Annotated in this window: 18 protein-coding genes; 12 read left to right on the forward strand and 6 right to left on the reverse strand. The window is 59.4% G+C overall.

The window, feature by feature from the left end; all coding sequences use genetic code 11:
* Positions 1-128: 128 nt before the first annotated feature.
* The gene (locus DES49_RS07300; RefSeq protein WP_133735764.1) at positions 129-713 is read right to left on the reverse strand and encodes a DUF1285 domain-containing protein; all 585 of its coding nucleotides are present in this window, start codon (positions 711-713) and stop codon (positions 129-131) included.
* Between the two features lie 105 nt (positions 714-818).
* Here DES49_RS07300 and DES49_RS07305 point away from each other — a divergent pair, with 105 nt between their 5' ends.
* Complete coding sequence (locus tag DES49_RS07305; protein ID WP_133735765.1) at positions 819-1,979, forward strand: aminotransferase class V-fold PLP-dependent enzyme; 1,161 nt, start codon at positions 819-821, stop codon at positions 1,977-1,979.
* Between the two features lie 2 nt (positions 1,980-1,981).
* On the opposite strand, the gene DES49_RS07310 is transcribed toward DES49_RS07305, so the two are convergent.
* The 3 genes from DES49_RS07310 to DES49_RS07320 are packed head-to-tail and all read right to left on the reverse strand — an operon-like array spanning position 1,982 to position 4,723.
* Entirely contained in the window at positions 1,982-3,022 is a 1,041-nt protein-coding gene (locus DES49_RS07310; protein WP_133735766.1) for an NAD(P)H-dependent glycerol-3-phosphate dehydrogenase, read from the reverse strand.
* Positions 3,023-3,054: 32 nt separating this feature from the next.
* Positions 3,055-3,540 carry an STAS domain-containing protein gene (locus DES49_RS07315; RefSeq protein WP_133735767.1) on the reverse strand — a complete coding sequence of 162 codons (486 nt, stop codon included), beginning with the start codon at positions 3,538-3,540 and terminating at the stop codon, positions 3,055-3,057.
* Positions 3,533-4,723, reverse strand: coding sequence for a PP2C family protein-serine/threonine phosphatase (locus DES49_RS07320; RefSeq protein WP_133735768.1), 1,191 nt, complete (start codon positions 4,721-4,723; stop codon positions 3,533-3,535). The genes DES49_RS07315 and DES49_RS07320 overlap by 8 nt, the downstream gene beginning before the upstream one ends.
* Before the next feature lie 110 nt (positions 4,724-4,833).
* On the opposite strand from DES49_RS07320, the gene DES49_RS07325 reads away from it, so the two are divergent.
* The gene (locus DES49_RS07325) at positions 4,834-6,333 is read left to right on the forward strand and encodes an HD domain-containing protein (RefSeq protein ID WP_133736138.1); all 1,500 of its coding nucleotides are present in this window, start codon (positions 4,834-4,836) and stop codon (positions 6,331-6,333) included.
* Here DES49_RS07325 and DES49_RS07330 read toward each other — a convergent pair.
* Positions 6,260-7,297 carry an NAD(P)/FAD-dependent oxidoreductase gene (locus DES49_RS07330; protein ID WP_166646028.1) on the reverse strand — a complete coding sequence of 346 codons (1,038 nt, stop codon included), beginning with the start codon at positions 7,295-7,297 and terminating at the stop codon, positions 6,260-6,262. The two genes, DES49_RS07325 and DES49_RS07330, sit on opposite strands and share 74 nt — an antisense overlap.
* Positions 7,298-7,340: 43 nt before the next feature.
* Here DES49_RS07330 and DES49_RS07335 point away from each other — a divergent pair, with 43 nt between their 5' ends.
* The 10 genes from DES49_RS07335 to DES49_RS07380 all read left to right on the forward strand — a co-directional run bounded on the left by DES49_RS07335 (position 7,341) and on the right by DES49_RS07380 (position 15,755).
* Positions 7,341-8,309 (forward strand): acyl-CoA desaturase, encoded by a 969-nt coding sequence (locus DES49_RS07335; RefSeq protein WP_133735770.1) that lies wholly within the window; start codon positions 7,341-7,343, stop codon positions 8,307-8,309.
* On the forward strand, positions 8,296-8,727 hold the full coding sequence (locus tag DES49_RS07340) for a nuclear transport factor 2 family protein (protein ID WP_133735771.1): 432 nt from the start codon (positions 8,296-8,298) through the stop codon (positions 8,725-8,727). The genes DES49_RS07335 and DES49_RS07340 overlap by 14 nt, the downstream gene beginning before the upstream one ends.
* Positions 8,724-9,509, forward strand: a complete 786-nt coding sequence (locus DES49_RS07345) for an SDR family NAD(P)-dependent oxidoreductase (RefSeq protein ID WP_341776795.1) — start codon at positions 8,724-8,726, stop codon at positions 9,507-9,509. Before DES49_RS07340 ends, DES49_RS07345 begins: the two co-directional genes overlap by 4 nt.
* A 19-nt stretch (positions 9,510-9,528) precedes the next feature.
* Positions 9,529-10,791, forward strand: a complete 1,263-nt coding sequence (locus DES49_RS07350; RefSeq protein ID WP_133735772.1) for an NAD(P)/FAD-dependent oxidoreductase — start codon at positions 9,529-9,531, stop codon at positions 10,789-10,791.
* Positions 10,788-11,675, forward strand: coding sequence for a DUF1365 domain-containing protein (locus tag DES49_RS07355; protein ID WP_166646029.1), 888 nt, complete (start codon positions 10,788-10,790; stop codon positions 11,673-11,675). Before DES49_RS07350 ends, DES49_RS07355 begins: the two co-directional genes overlap by 4 nt.
* Positions 11,663-12,952: an SAM-dependent methyltransferase gene (locus DES49_RS07360; protein WP_133735774.1), complete on the forward strand. Its 1,290-nt coding sequence runs from the start codon at positions 11,663-11,665 to the stop codon at positions 12,950-12,952. The genes DES49_RS07355 and DES49_RS07360 overlap by 13 nt, the downstream gene beginning before the upstream one ends.
* A complete protein-coding gene (locus DES49_RS07365) occupies positions 12,945-13,481 on the forward strand; it encodes a DUF2878 domain-containing protein (protein ID WP_166646030.1) in 537 nt (178 codons plus the stop codon). Before DES49_RS07360 ends, DES49_RS07365 begins: the two co-directional genes overlap by 8 nt.
* A 49-nt stretch (positions 13,482-13,530) precedes the next feature.
* Positions 13,531-14,208 carry a hypothetical protein gene (locus DES49_RS07370; protein WP_133735776.1) on the forward strand — a complete coding sequence of 226 codons (678 nt, stop codon included), beginning with the start codon at positions 13,531-13,533 and terminating at the stop codon, positions 14,206-14,208.
* A gap of 86 nt (positions 14,209-14,294) precedes the next feature.
* Positions 14,295-15,107 carry an exodeoxyribonuclease III gene (gene xthA, locus DES49_RS07375; protein WP_133736140.1) on the forward strand — a complete coding sequence of 271 codons (813 nt, stop codon included), beginning with the start codon at positions 14,295-14,297 and terminating at the stop codon, positions 15,105-15,107.
* Positions 15,108-15,131: 24 nt separating this feature from the next.
* Entirely contained in the window at positions 15,132-15,755 is a 624-nt protein-coding gene (locus DES49_RS07380) for a TetR/AcrR family transcriptional regulator (RefSeq protein ID WP_133735777.1), read from the forward strand.
* Positions 15,756-15,760: 5 nt separating this feature from the next.
* On the opposite strand, the gene DES49_RS07385 is transcribed toward DES49_RS07380, so the two are convergent.
* Positions 15,761-16,186, reverse strand: coding sequence for a phasin family protein (locus tag DES49_RS07385; protein WP_133735778.1), 426 nt, complete (start codon positions 16,184-16,186; stop codon positions 15,761-15,763).
* Between the last annotated feature and the right edge of the window lie 53 nt (positions 16,187-16,239).

The following is a 16,239-nucleotide window of genomic DNA, read 5'->3' on the forward strand; positions in this document are numbered from 1 at the left end:
ATCGAAAGTGTTGCTGAACAGCGGCCTGTACAGAGGGACTTACGACGATCCGCAACGCAATAGGTCGCCCTTTCAATATAGGCTCCCATGACTATGATATTCCATCAGCGGGTGCTTTGAAAACAGCGTCAGTCGGCTTCGCCCAGGGAGAAGAAATTGCCCTGGCTGGTGACGCCATAGTGAGCGCGGCCGTTAATGGTTTTCAGTTCAGCAATCTCGGTCAGGTGGTAGAAGGCGTTGCGCTCCACGCGGGCTTCCAGGTTGCGCTTGACGAGGAGATAGGGAACGTCCTCGCCCGTTTCCGTATTACGGCGCACAACGAGTGGATGCGCCTCCCCCAGCGCAAACACATCGTCCATGTTGGTGGTGAACCAGAGGATCCGGGCGTCGCCCTCCCCTTCGACCTCGAGACTGTGGGCAATAAAGGGCGCGTCCTCAACCCTGATACGGTATTTCTCGGCAGGCGTAAGCAGATAATACTCGCCGTCCGCTTCACGCCGCATAATGCTGGCGAAAAGCTTTTTCAGGCGCTGGCGTTCCATTTCACGCCCCTGGTAGAACCAGCGCCCGTCGCGGGCAATTACCAGGTCCAGATCGCCGGTGAATGCCGGGTCCCAGTCCGCCACGGGCGGACCCTCACCGGTTGTATCCAGTCGGGCAACATGTTCGAATTGCCGGGCCAGTTCAGCCTGATCACCGGGTGCATCAGTCATACCCAAAGTCCTCCGCCGATCCATGTGGCGCCGGCTGTGTGCGCCAGCAAGGCTGATACTATAGGGCACTGCCACTGGCTTCAATGACCGTCATGGAGAATGCTGATGAGTAATGGAATCACGGCCGCCCAATTACAGGATGAGTTCCCGCTGGATACGGGCCTCGCCTACCTCAATCATGCCGCCGTGGCGCCCTGGCCCAGGAGCGCCAGCGATGCAGTCGCCCGCTTCGCGATGGAAAACACTCGAATCGGGGCAACCCATTACCCTCGCTGGCTGAGCGTTGAGGATCAACTCCGCCACAACCTGGCTCAGATGATCAACGCGCCCGCGGCGACGGATATCGCGCTGTGCAAGAACACCTCCGAGGCGCTGTCCATGGTCGCGGCCGGCATTGACTGGCGGGAAGGCGACGAAGTCGTTATTACCAGCCAGGAATTCCCTTCGAACCGCATTGTCTGGGAAGCGCTGAAAGACCGGGGTGTTACCCTGAGGGTGGCGGATATAGAGCGTGCCGATGCGACTCCCGAAGGTGCCATCGAGGATGCTCTCAACGAACGCACCCGACTGGTGTCCGTGAGCTCCGTGCAGTACGGGACCGGCCTGCGAATTGATGCCGAGCATCTTGGCGCGCTCTGTCGCAGCCAGGGCATCCTGTTCTGCCTGGATGCGATCCAGAGTGCCGGTGCGGAACCCCTGGATGTTCAGGCCTGCTGCGTCGATTTTGCCATGGCCGACGGCCACAAGTGGATGCTCGGCCCGGAGGGACTGGCGTTTTTCTATGTATCCCCGGAGTGGCGCGAACGACTGAAGCTTTATGAGTTTGGCTGGCACATGGTTGCGGATCGTGGCAATTTCGACCGCAAGGACTGGGAGCCGGCGCCGGATGCCCGCCGCTTCGAATGCGGAAGCCCGAACCTCCTGGGCGCCCACGCTCTTGAGGCGAGCACTCGCCTGTTGCTGGAGGTGGGTCTTGAGCAGGTGCGTGAACGGATTGATCAGCGGATGGCCCACCTGGCCTCGGGCCTGGACCAGATTTCCGGTGTGGTTCCGGTGACACCGGAGAGCACGGCGCGGCGGCTGGGCATCTATACCGTCAACGTGGCGGGAATGGACAACAGGAAACTCTGCCAGGAACTGGCCAGTGAGAACGTGATCTGCGCCAATCGCGGTGGCGGCATCCGGTTCTCACCCCACTTCTACACGCCCTACGCGGCCCTGGAGCAGGCCCTCGATACCCTGGAGCGGCTGGTCAGTCACGGCTGACTTCAGATTGCCGCTCCATCGGTCTGGCGGGGCAGGATGAACTCCACATCACTGTTCTGGGCGGCCTTCATCAGGGCGCTCACAACGTCATCGATGGACGCCCCATTGTACAGCACCTCATAGAGTCCCCGGACCAGCGGCATGTAAACCCCCATTTCAAGGGCCTTTTCGTGCACCAGTTCCAGCGTGCGCACACCCTCCGCGACCTGCCCGATCTCCGTCACCGCCTCATCCAGGGTCGCACCCTTCCCCATGGCATAGCCGACCCGGTAATTGCGGCTCATGGAGGAGGTGCAGGTGACGATCAGGTCGCCCACGCCGGAGAGCCCCAGAAACGTCATGGGATTGGCGCCCATGCTCACCGCGAAGCGGCTCATTTCGGCCAGGCTGCGGGTAATCAGCATCGATTTGGTGTTCTCACCCATACCCCGCGCCGCGGCCAGTCCGGATACCATCGCGTAGATGTTCTTGAGGGCCCCACCGAGCTCAACACCGTAGACGTCCAGATTGGCGTAAACCCGGAAATAGTCGTTGCCAAGGACCTGCTGCACGCTCTCACGCAGCTTTCTATCTTCCGAGGCAATCACAGAGGCGGTGAGTTCGTGCGCCACCAGCTCTCCGGCAAGGTTGGGCCCACTCAGAACCCCAACACGGACTCCTGGCAACTCCTCCTCCAGGACTTGACTCATCAGGCGGAACCCGATCCGTTCGATTCCCTTGGTGGTACTGACCACCATCTGGCCTGCGTCGAAACAGTGCGCGCAGTCATGGATCACGTTACGGAATACTTTGCTCGGCAGCGCCACGAAAACCAGTTCGGCACCGCTGATGGCCGCCTCGATATCGGTAGTGGGTTCAATAAGCGTACCCAGCTCAACCCCCGGGAAGTAACGGGGGTTTTCATGCTGGTTGCGGATCAGCTCCGCCTGCTCCGGGTCACGCATCCAGAATCGGACGCGGTAGCCATTTTCGGCAAGGACCTTGGCAATGGCGGTTCCAAAACTACCGCCGCCAAGTACGGCTATCTGATGGATTGCTTCCATGGAATCGATCTGTCACTTGTGGATGGTTCGGTTCAGAGCTCGCACTCCAGCGCCCTGACCAGATTTCGGAATTCTTCGCGATTATGGCTGTTGAGACTCATGAGCACACGATGGGCATCAAGCACCTTGTCCCTGACTTCCTGCTCACTGGCACGCATCAGGGGAATTTCCTCAAGCTCCTCGAGATCCGAGGCCGGCTCGCGGACGATCAGAAAGATCTGGTCGAATCCCATGGAGTGGATAATGCGGGTCACATCAGGGTTGGTCGTAATCAGTGTGGGAAGGAAGTGGCTCTGTTCTTCCGAAGCCATTGCTATTTTCGCGAGAAGCCCCAGTGTCGTGCTGTCGATGACCTCGGTTTCGGTCAGGTCAACAACCACGGTCCGGAACTCCGGATTGTTGACCATGTCATCTATGATCTGGTCCAGCGTGGAGCAGAGGTTCAGGCGCACCTCCCCTATGAACTTGAGGACATAGATACCCCGTTCTTCCGCCTGAAGGATTTTGCAATCATTCATCGACAGCCCGTCCGTCCGTCACCGTTACGATTGCGATGTCATCCGGAAGTTCCGACATCTCCTCGAGTTGCAGTGCCTCACTGAGGCTTTCGATAGTGTGACGCCCAGAGCTGACGAGTTCAAGTAAGCGTTTTTCTTTCTGATCCAGACTTTTGGCGTTGATTACTTCGAGGATGCCATCGGAAAACAGGATCAACCGAAAGCCCTCGGGGAGCGGCTCGGTATAGGTTTCCCAGTGTGGATCGGCAAACAGACCGACAGGCAGGCCGGAACCCTCCAGAAAACGGGTTTCGGAGCCCGACGTAATAATAGGCAGCGGAAAGTGGGCGCCGACGGCATAACGCATGACCCGCTCCCTGGCATCAATAAGGCCCACAAACATGGTGACGTGCTTGCCCAGCCCGGTTTCCTTCAGCTCATGATTGACCCGTTTAAGGAAACGTTCGGGGTCCAGAATGTCCTCGCTGGAGCCCCGCCTCAGGTTGCGCTGGAGCCGGTTGGTCAGGTTCTTCAGGAGCACCGTAACAAAGGCGGAACTGGCGCCATGCCCTGATACATCAGCGATATAGACCAGACTGAGATGTTCATCCAGGCGCAGGTAATCCAGAAAGTCGCCACTGAGATAGAGCGAGGGCTGGATCATGTGGGTCATCCGCATGTCTCCGATCACGCGGTCCTTTTCCGGCAGCATCTTCATCTGGACCTTGCGCCCGGCTGTCTGGTCGGCTCGCAGCTCGGAAATGCCCTCGCTGAGGTTGAGGTTCTTGGTCTCCAGCTCCTCGCGATAGACCTCGTTCAACCGCGCTACCCGTACGCGCTCAAACAGCTTGCCCAGCACGGAGTCCACGGTCCCCTTGTCCCTGATGGGCTTGATGACGAAATCAGAAGCGCCGGCGCGCAGTGCCGACACCACCTCCGCGGCAGTCTCCGCCCCTGAAAACGCGATGATGGGAGTGGTCAGGTCGCCAAGCGCCTGCTCGCCATGGGCCAGCCTATGGATCGACTCGGGCGGGAGGTCCGCGAAAATGACATCGGGGAACGCCGTGCTGAGCTCAGCTACCCCTTTCGCGAGGCTGTCGCAGGCGGTTACGTAATAGCCACGAGCGCGCAGGTGGCGGCTCAGGTCCCCCCGGCTGGCCTCATCCGGGTCAATAATGAGAATCTGCTCTGTTCTGGTCGCCATGACACGCTTCCTGGATGAGCCCAATATGATAAAGTCTGACCCGGACCCGCCATTGTGGCAAGGGCCTTCTTCTGTACCAATCCCCCGGCAGCAAAAGTAGACCGTCAATGATGCGAAGTTCCCTGGATGACCTGCTCGGCGCCTACGATAAACTGATCATGGACCCGGTCCACGGCGGCATCCGGCTCCACCGCCACGAGATCGAGGTGATTGACCATCGCCTCTTCCAGCGCCTGCGCAATATATGCCAGAACGACATCCTCAGCCTGGTCTTTCCCGGCGCCACGCACTCGCGGTTCCTGCACAGCATTGGCGTCATGCACGTGGGTGATCGCATGTTCAGGGCCATGATGGATGCGTACCTGCGTGAACGCCAGCTCAGCAGGCGTCCGGAGCTTACCTTTGAACAGATTGATGCCATTGACTACATGGCCAAGGTTATCCGCCTCGCCTGCCTGCTCCATGACAGCGGCCATTCCAGCTTTTCCCATCAGTTCAACCAGGCGGACCGCATCCAGAACCTGATGCAGTCTTCCGGGCGTTTCGAGCGGCTCTGGGAAGGAGTGGACATACGCACCATCTATCCGACCATTCCGCGGGTACTGGAACACGAGCACTATTCCGTGCGCGTCGCCTGGGAAATCCTCCGGGATATTGATGTCGACGGGCGCTACGGCATCGATATGCAGGATGTGCTGGGCGTCATGGAAACCACCGAGGTGACCCCGAGCGAGCGGTTCTGTCAGCACGCGCGGACCTTCTGGTCCTTTATTGCCGGCCCGGACGCCCAGGCGGGCGCCATGGCGGAAAGCTCCACCCCGGACCTGGTGATGGAGATGCTGTCGTCCATTGTCTCCGGCGAGATCGATGCGGACCGCGCCGATTACATGCTGCGCGACGGCTTCCATTCCTCCGTGACCATCGGCGGCTTCAACCTGGACCACCTGCTCAGCAACCTGCGCTTTGGCTGGAATCCGGACTCGCCCTGGCTTGGCCTTGCCATCGCGCGCAAGGGGCTTGGCGCCCTGGAGGACTTTGTCTACAGCCGCCATCAGATGTACCGCCAGGTCTATGCCCACAAAACCGCGCTGGGCTTTGACTGGCTCCTGCGTGAGGCCATCAACGAAGTCCTGGAGGATCAGGATGTGCTTGCCTGGGTGGACGATTGCCTGGGTAACATCCGGCATTTCGCGGAAGTCACCGATACATTTTTCTGGGAGGCGTTCCGCCGAAAAGCCCGGGAGAACCCCGCAAGCTGTTCACGTTGCGTGGTGGATCGGATCCGGCTGAGTCATGTGGACACTCGGGAGAACCTTGAGGCGGGAGCGATTGAGGCGCACCGGCATTATCTCGCCGACGCCCTTTCGGCCCCCATCAATGAGATCGTGACCTGCACCATGCACGCCCGCTTCTCCCATATAAGGGATCATTTCGAGGGCATCAAGGTGCTGGTCCGGGACCCGGTTTCAGGGCGCCGCAGCCTGGCGCAGATCCCAGACGTATCAACCTTTTTCCAGAAGTTCTCGGACAGCACCATCATTCATTTCTACCGCCTTCCGGAACCGCTGCGGGGATCAGGCCCAACTGCGCCCAATGACGGACAAGGCTGAGGCCACTGCTGAAGGCGCCCTCGACGCGGCCACCGGCAAGCCAGTCCCCGCAGAATCCGAGCCTGTGGTCATCCAGTGACACCGACCCCGGTGGCTCATTACCAGTCGCTGGGCGGGCATAACGCCAGCAATGGGCGACCCACTGCACGGGCGCTGCCTCGATGGCGAACTGGTTACGGAAGGCCGCCAGTAACTGACGAGCTACCTCATCCGGAGCCATCTCCAGGTTTTCCGTAGACCAGGACGGGGTTGCATGCAGCACCCACCAGCTGCCGTGCTTCTGGTAGTCCTCGCGCCCCGGCTTGGAGGAGTTGCGCGCAACCCAGTCCAGCACCGGGCTTTTGAGGCTTGCCCCTTCAAAATCGAGGCCTGGATCCTGGCCAAAGCGCGCCGCCACTGCCCAGCAGGGACTCATGGCAAACTCCCGTAACCGCTTGCCCGCCTCCGGCACTGTTGGCAGCAGCGCCCGGGCCTGTGCCGGTGGTGTGGCGGCGACCAGTGCATCATAGGGCCCGTATTGGCCCTTGTCCGAGTCCAGGTACCACTGGTCATTCCGTTGCCAGGCCCGCCTGACCGGTGTCGCTGCCTCAATCGTCAGCGGCTGCGCAAGCGCGCGGGACAGCGCCGACATTCTGGAAGCGCCCACCCAGCGCGCTTCCCCGGGGAAAGGCTCCATTTCTCCCTGTTCATTCTCGTGCAGGAAACGGCCCTGCCAGGGCTTGATGGCCCCGGCTGCGTAACGGTCCAGAAACGACCTGAATTCAGGCTTGCGCACGGTAAAATATTGTGCCCCCATATCCAGGAAGTCACCGGACAGGCGTTTGCTGGAAACCCGTCCACCCGGCCCCCTTGCTTTCTCGAACAGGACCGGATCGAGTCCCGTTTCCCGCACCAGATTACCGACCGTTAATCCGGAAATGCCTGAACCGATGATGGCGATTGAGCGTATACGTGATTGCGTCATGCACAATTTCCTGTATGTCTGATAAATAGCAGGTCCAAAGGCAATGTCCCACACCAAAGCACTTCTTGGCAGCATCGTCCGCTGGTTTGATTCCGAGGCCATGTCGGATCAGATCAATCTATCGGATACCACTTTCAACTGGCTCCGGGTTCTCCCGTTTATCGCCCTGCATCTCGGGTGTCTCGGCGTTATCTGGGTCGGCGTGAGTCCCTTCGCCGCCTGGTTTGCCCTGGGCTTTTTCGTGCTTCGGATGTTTGCGATAACCGGTTTCTATCACCGCTATTTCTCACACAAGACGTTTACGACCACCCGTTTCTGGCAGTTCATCTTTGCCCTTCTCGGGGCCAGCGCGGCGCAGCGCGGCCCCCTGTGGTGGGCCGCCAACCACCGGCATCATCACCAGTATTCGGACTCTCCCGAGGACCTCCACTCGCCCCAGGAACAGGGGTTCTGGTGGGCCCACATGGGCTGGTTCACCTGTGATGCAGCCTTCCTGACCGACTATAAGCGGGTCAGGGACTGGATGAAGTTTCCGGAGCTGCGATTCATCAACCGCTTCGACGCACTGGTTCCTCTCGCTTGCCTCATCGCCATCTTCGCCCTCGGTGAAGCGCTCTCAGTCTGGGCGCCGGGGCTCGGCACCAATGGCCTTCAGCTTACCGTGTGGGGCTTCTTTATCTCGACGGTTGCCGTTTTCCACGCCACGGTTTCCATCAACTCGCTTTCCCATGTCTGGGGCCGGCGCCGCTTCGACACCCGGGACGACAGCCGCAACAACTTCATCCTGGCGCTGATTACCCTGGGGGAAGGCTGGCACAACAATCACCATCGCTACCCCAACTCCGCACGCCAGGGCTTCCGCTGGTGGGAAGTGGACATTACCTTCTACCTGCTCTGGATTCTGGAAAAACTGGGGATAATCCGTAACCTGAAGCCGATTCCAAAGGCTGTATACGAAGAAACCCTGGAACGTGACCGCGCCCGGAAAGCTGGATCCTATGCCTCTGAATAAAAGCACCATCGACCGTTTCATGGCTCTTTTCAATGAAAACAGACCCGATGTGGACGCGCTTATGGAGGAATGCTATTCCAGCCAGGTCCTGTTCCGGGATCCGCTGGTGGAGCGCCGCGGACGAAAAGCCCTGGCCCGGTACCTCAAGGACGCCTATGCCAACGTCATACGGTGCGAATTTGACTATGGCGAACCGGTGCGTGGCTCACGTCAGGTAACGATTCCCTGGACCATGACTCTGGAGCACCGACGACTCGCCAGGGGCGCCCCCATTCATGTTGACGGCATCACCCTGCTCCAGGGCGATACGGACAGCATTGAATACCATCGCGACTATTACGATGCCGGACAGCTCATCTATGAAAACGTGCCGCTTCTGGGAAGCGTCATTCGCTGGATAAGGAGACAGGCCGCATGATGACACAGACCACACCCCACCAACTGACTGTATGGCTGACAGGAGCCACCTCCGGCATTGGCCTGGCCGTACTCCAGGAGCTGGTTGCCAGGGGGCACCGTGTCATCGCTACCGGTCGCAACCGGGAGCGCCTCGACGAGCTCAGGGACAGCCTGGGGGACTCGGTGATACCGCTTGCCGGTGACGTCACCGACCCGACCGACTGCGAACGCTTCCAGGAACAGCTGCTGACAATGGCGCCACTGGACTGGGCCATACTTAATGCCGGCACCTGCGAATACCTGGATGTCAGGCAGTTCGATGCCGAACTGGTCTCCCGGGTAATGAACACCAACGTTGTGGGCACGGCGCGTTCCGTTGAGGCCGTATTGCCCGCCCTCAGGGCTTCGGGTTCGGAAACGCGTCGTCCGTTGCTGGCCATTGTGAGCTCCTCGTCCTGGTGGTTCCCCTTTACCCGTGCCGAGGCTTACGGGGCATCCAAGGCGGCCCTGACCTACTTCGCTGAATCGCTGCGCGCGGACCTGGCCGCGGAGAAGATTGATGTGTCCGTGGTCTCGCCCGGCTTTGTGAAAACCCCGCTTACGGACCAGAATGATTTTTCGATGCCCTTTCTGATGGACGCGGCGGATGCCGCCCGCATCATGGTCCGGGATCTGGAGAAACACCGGCGCCACAGCCATTTCCCCAAACGTTTCACCTGCTCGTTGAAACTTCTTGCCTGTCTGCCTCGTATCATCAAGGACCGCATGGCAGCTGCCATGGCACGCAGTAACACCGATTAGACGAGCAGATACGACATCCATGACAGAACAACGCATTGCCGTGGTCGGAAGCGGGATCTCCGGCCTGACGTCGGCGTGGCTCCTGAGCCGTTCCCACGAGGTTCACTTGTACGAGGCCAGCGATACCATCGGTGGCCACACCAATACGGAGTACATCGAGGCTGGTGGGCGCGTCTGGCCGGTGAACACCGGATTCATCGTCTACAACGACTGGACCTACCCGGGATTCATCCGACTGATGGAGGCCCTGGGGGTTGAATCCGAAGTGTCCGACATGAGTTTCAGCGTGCAGAGTCCGGCCACGGGCCTTGAGTACAACGGCACCAGCCTGAACGCGCTTTTTGCTCAGAGGCGCAATCTGGTGAACCCGTGGTTCCTCAACATGATCCGGGAAATCATGCGCTTCAACACCCTGACCCGGGACGGTCTGGCGAAGGACCTGATTCCGGCGGATCGGACCCTGGCCTCCTACCTGGATGAGCATGGGTTTTCCCGCTACTTCCGCAACCACTACATCATCCCCATGGGCGCCGCCATCTGGTCCGCGGCGGAAAGCGATATTCAACAGTTCCCGGTGCGCTTCTTCCTGCAGTTTTTCAATAACCATGGCATGCTCTCGGTCTACGATCGCCCCACATGGCGGGTTATAACCGGCGGATCCGCAAGCTACATACCGAAACTCCTGGCGCCGCTGGGGAGCAACGTCTACCGCAGCACGCCTGTGACCGCGATTCGCCGGGATGCCGAGGGCGTGACCCTGCACTCGCACCGGGGCGAGGAACGCTATGACCAGGTTGTGATCGCCACCCATTCCGACCAGGCCCTCTCGCTCCTTGCTGACCCTACGGATGAGGAAAACCGGATCCTGGGCGCACTTCCCTACCAGGACAATGACGTGGTTCTGCACACCGACAGCAGCGTGCTGCCGAAGAACCGCCGGGCCTGGGCCGCCTGGAACTACCATATCCCCCAGCACCCATCCGAAGCAGTTTCAGTCACTTACAACATGAACATCCTGCAGAACTTCACAGACGCACCGGAAACATTCTGCGTCACGCTCAACCGCAGCCATGCGATCGACCCCGAGCGTGTCATCAAGCGATTCCGCTATGCCCATCCGGGTTTCACCCTCGCCGGAATGGACGCACAGGCCTCCTATGAACGAATTGGCGCTCACAATCGTACTTATTACTGTGGCGCCTACTGGTTCAACGGTTTTCACGAGGACGGCGTCCAGAGCGCGTTGCGCGTGGCACGATCCCTGGGAGTGGAATGGCAATGACGATGACAAAAGCCCTGTCGGGAAGCTTTCTTGAAGGCAGCATCCGCCACCGCCGTACCGCGCCTGTGGGGCATGAGTTCACCTACCCCATCGGCCTTTACGGCGTGCGGCTTTCCGAGTGGAATCAGCTGCCGTCACTGGCGCGTGGCATCTCGACACGCCACATCAACCGGATCTGGTTCCGTCGTCGCGACTACTTCCAGCCCGGCAACGGGGATCTGGAAACGGCGGTAAAGCGTCACGTTTTTCTCGCCACTGACTGGGAGCCGGATGGCCCCATTGAGCTGGTCACGCAACCGCGATATTTCGGCTGGTGCTTCAACCCGGTGAGCTTCTACCTGTGTTATCCGAAGGGCGCCGATTCCGAGGAGAATCCTGTCCCCCGGGTCATTCTTGCCCAGATTACCAATACCCCCTGGCATGAGCGCCATAGTTATTGCCTCACCGGCGCCGGGGAAACGGTGACCAAAGAGGGGTGGCGGAGCCTGCGGTTCCGTTTTCCCAAGCAGTTCCACGTCTCCCCATTCAATCCAATGGACCAGGACTACGAGTGGCTTTTCGGGTTCCACCCGCAAGGCCTGCGGATCCACATGAACGTAAAAGGAAGCGGCGGGAAGGTGTTTGACGCCACGCTGTCGCTGACGCGTCACCCCCTGGATGCGGAACACGTCCAGTACGCCATGGAGCGTTACCCCGCGGAGACAATCAAGGCCAGCATCGGCATCCACTGGAACGCCTTCCGACTCTGGCGGAAAGGCGCGCCGTTCCATGACCACCCGGGCTATGCCACGGCCACCACGGCCGCGCCGGACAGTGGCGACCTTACTGCAACGCACATAACAACCTTGAACAATGTTGGGACCGTAACATCATGGAAAACGTAAAACACCTTATACCCACCGCCAGCACCCGTCCTGTCGATGACGGGGCCCGAAAACTGGTTATGCGGCAGTTCAGGCAGCTCGGAAAGGGGCGACTGACCGTGCACGAGGGGCATGAATCACACAGCTTCGGCAGCAGTGAACCCTATCCGGATGCGGAGTTGGTGATCAATGATTCCTCGGCCTGGCGTGACATGGTTACCGGTGGCAGCATCGGCGCGGCCGAGGCCTACGTGGCCGGTGACTGGGATTCACCCGAGCTGGTCAATCTGCTGCGATTCTTCGCGCGCAACAATGACGAAATGAACGGGTTCGAGGATCGTGTCACCTGGTTTACCCGGCCTGCCCGGCGCTCCCTGCACTGGCTCAACCGCAATACGCGGACCGGCGCGCGCAAGAACATTGAGGCCCATTACGATCTCGGCAACGAGCTTTTCGAGCAGTTCCTTGACCCGACCATGATGTACTCCGCCGCTATTTTCCCCGATGAAAACAGCACCCTGGAAGAAGCATCCATTTACAAGCTTGACCGCATCTGCCAGAAGCTGGACCTCAAACCCGGGGATCAGGTGGTTGAGATCGGTACCGGTTGGGGCGGATTTGCACTGCATGCGGCTGCCGAATACGGCTGTCACGTCACCACCACAACCATCTCCAGCGAACAGTATGAACGCGCCAGGCGGGAGGTCGAAGCCGCGGGATTATCCGACCGGATCACACTCCTGTTTGAGGACTACCGCAACCTGACTGGGCGCTACGACAAGCTGGTTTCCATTGAAATGATTGAAGCGGTGGGGCCTCAGTACCTGGGTGAGTACATCGACAGGATCAATAAACTGCTCAAGCCGGATGGTCTTGCGCTGATCCAGGCCATCACACTGCCGGACCAACGATATGAACGGGCCCTGAAGAACGTTGACTTCATCCAGCGCTACATCTTTCCGGGCAGTTTCATTCCGTCCGTGGGTGCCATCATGGAAGGATTCCGCGATCACTCGGATCTGGTCTTCAGCCACGCGGAGGACATCGGATTCCATTACGCCAGGACCCTGGCGTGCTGGGCGGAACGCTTTGAGTCCAACCTGGACGCGATCCGCGCAATGGGTTACTCCGATGCATTCATCCGCTTGTGGCGGTATTATTTCGCCTACTGCGAAGCCGGGTTCGCCGAGCGCTGCATCGGTAATGTGCAGTTGCTCATGACCAAACCGGAAAACCGCCGCCCCAATATTGTTGCGGACGGCAACCTACTCTCAACCAGAGGGGACCAGCGTGCGTAGCCTCGCTAATTTCATACTCTTCCAGCTCGGCTGGTGCGTCGCGGTGCTCTATCCGGGAACGCTGGCCGCGCTGGTATTGCTGGGAATCGTGGCGGTGCACCTGCTGCTGATCAGCGCATTTCCCCTTAGGGAATTGCGCTTCATCATCATGGTGACGGTGCTTGGATCCGTTCTGGACGTCGTACACCGCACCTCCGGTGTCCTGGATTTTCCCGGTTATGTGGGCGCCTATTCCGAAGGCATGATTCCCCTGTGGCTGGTCATGCTCTGGGCTGTGTTCGCCACGGCGGTGAATCACTGCCTCTACTGGATGCGTAACTACCGGGTTATACTCTTCGGCTTGCCCCCTTTTGCCGGCGCTTTTGCCTATTACACCGCGGAACAGTTTGGAGCCATTGAGATCGGCCACGGACTTCTGGGGATTCTTGCCATCGCGATAGGCTGGGGCCTGGTCTACCCGTTGATGGTTCGAATCAGTATCTGGCTGGAATCCATAGAGGAGGCACCCCTTGCTGAACAGCGCTGGTAACTCCCGTTTACTGCTGATCCTTCCTTTCATGGCTCTGGGAACGGGAGCCGTGGCAGAGACCGTACGTTTCACCGGAGAAGCCCGTTCCCAGGGTGGTGATACCCTCTTTTACACGGAGCATCACGAGCAGCGTGGCAGCTGCGAGGGTCCAGACTGGATTCCGGAGACCAACCAGGTGACGTACCGGAACCCGGATGGTGAGGTTATTGCCGAAAAAACCGTCGATTACAGCGAGGCGGCGGAACGCCCGGGATTCGTACTGGAGGACCGGCGGTTCGAGCAGCGTATGGAAGTCCGCAATCGCGGGGATCGCAAGGCTATTGTTGACTGGAGAATATCGGATGACGATCGCAAGCGCTTTGAAGCATCAATCCCCGGTAACGGCGTCATCGACGCGGGTTTTGAGGTGATGGTCCGTAAGCACTGGGATACCCTAGTCAACGAAGAGGAAGGCGTCGAAATCCGTTTCTTCGCCCCGACTCGCGGCAAGTTCTATCAGTTCGAGGCCGAACCCGCCGATCATGAGGCGTTGGATGCGGAGCACGTTTTCCGGATTACGGCGACTGGCTGGGTATCGACCTGGTTCGTGGATGACATCTATCTCGGTTACAACAGCAACCGGCAATTGACGGACTTCTACGGACTGACCAACATCCCGAAAACCCCCGACGAGTACTACACCGCGCATATTCACTATGGGTATGAGGCCCCGGCGGAGTGCGGCTGAAGGAGGGACCTGCACCCTGCCGATTGGTGTGGTAGGGTGTGCGGCCGTAGCGACCGCCAGTCATCATGGATAGGGAAAAGAGCACCATGCGCTTCGTCACCTTTAACGTGAACGGGATCAGGGCCCGCATGCATCAGCTTGAGCAACTGGTCAGCGAGCATGATCCCGACGTTATCGGGCTTCAGGAAACCAAAGTCGCCGATGACCAGTTTCCACTCAGCGATGTTGAATCTTTGGGCTATCACGTCGCCTACCACGGGCAGAAAGGCCACTACGGGGTTGCCCTGCTTTCACGGAATAAGCCGGATCACGTCCAGAAGGGCTATCCCTGGGATGGCGAGGAGGCGCAGCGGCGCCTGATTACCGCTGAAATCCCCGTCGGCGGTGAGCGCATCACCGTCATCAACGGCTACTTCCCCCAGGGGGAAAGCCGGGATCATCCGACCAAGTTTCCCGCCAAGGAGCGCTTCTACAAGGATCTTGGCGCCTATCTCAGTGAGTATTACCGCCCGGATCAGCCACTGCTGATCATGGGCGACCTGAATATCTCCTCCACGGACCTGGACGTGGGTATCGGTGAGGACAACCGCAAACGCTGGCTGCGTGAAGGCAAGTGTTCCTTTCTGCCTGAAGAGCGCGAATGGCTGGCCGAGATCAAGAGCTGGGGGTTGAGCGATGTCTTCCGGCGCCTCTATCCCGACACGGACGACCGCTTCAGCTGGTTCGACTACCGCAGCCGTGGTTTCGAGCGCGACCCCAAACGCGGGCTGCGCATTGATCTGATCCTGGCAACCGAGTCCCTTGCGGAGCGCGTGACAGACACCGGAATTTCGTACAGTATCCGTAGCATGCCGAAACCCTCGGACCATTGCCCGGTCTGGGCGGATTTTCGTCGCTAACGCCAGCTTTCGGATGGTGGGGGTATGAAACGCAAGACCCGTGACAGGATTCTTCACGCCAGCCTTGAGCTGTTCAATTCCCGGGGTGAATCCAACGTGACGACCCTGCAGATCGCCGATGAGATCGACATCAGCCCCGGGAACCTGTATTACCACTTCAAGAGCAAGAGCGATATCGTCACCGAACTCTATGACTGGTTCGAGGACCAGATCGGTGATCTCCTGGCGGTTCCGGAAGTCGAGATATCGGTGGACGACCAGTGGCTGTTCCTGCACCTGCTGTTCGAGACCATCGCCCACTTTCGCTTTCTGTATCAGGACCTGGTCAATGTCCTGTCCCGGTACGAGCACCTGCAGCCACGCTTCCAGCGTATCATCAAGCGGAAATACGACGCCTCACACCGCATCTGCGACAGCTTCCGTAAACAGGGTATTCTCACGGCAAGCAATCAGGAGACCGACGCTCTCTGCCACCAGATCGTGCTGACGCTTACCTATTGGTTGAGCTTTGAGACACTGTCGCACCTCAATGACAGAGATGCTGTGGATCTTGGTCGGGGCGTCTACCAGGTGATGGTCCTGGTTGCCCCTTACCTGCGGGATGAGGAGCGGATGGTGCTGGAGCGGATGAGCCAGGATTATCTATAGGGTTTTCACTTGTCGTCGTCGAGCTTACGGCGCAGCCGCTCCATTTCTTCCTGAAGGCTGGCAACCTGTTGTTCCAGGTCGCGGACACGCCCTGGTGTCGGAATGCCAAGGCGATCCAGTGCTTTGGACACCCTTTCGTCAAAGACGGATTCGAGACGGTCCCAGGTGCCCGTGGCACGTTCCCGTACTTCCCCGACGCGATCCTCTACAGCCTTGACCTGGCGGTTGACGGCACCGCGCGTGCGGTTCTCCAGGTCTTCGCCTTCCTGGACCAGTCGCTCGAAGAACTTCCCGGTGTCCTCCTCGGCTTTGGTATAGGCGCCCAGACCGGCAAGCCAGATCTGGCGCGCGGAATCCTTGATCCGATTGGCCAGCTGCTGTTGCTGCTCGTCGCTCTCCTGCTCTTCCGAGTTTTCGTCTTTGCGGGCCATGGCTTAAACTCCGGGGTTTCGATTCTCTGGGAATTCTATTACAAAGGGCGGTA

Origin of the sequence: Halospina denitrificans (genome assembly GCF_004364635.1) — a bacterium.
In the GTDB taxonomy this organism is placed as follows: Bacteria; Pseudomonadota; Gammaproteobacteria; order Pseudomonadales; family Oleiphilaceae; genus Halospina; species Halospina denitrificans.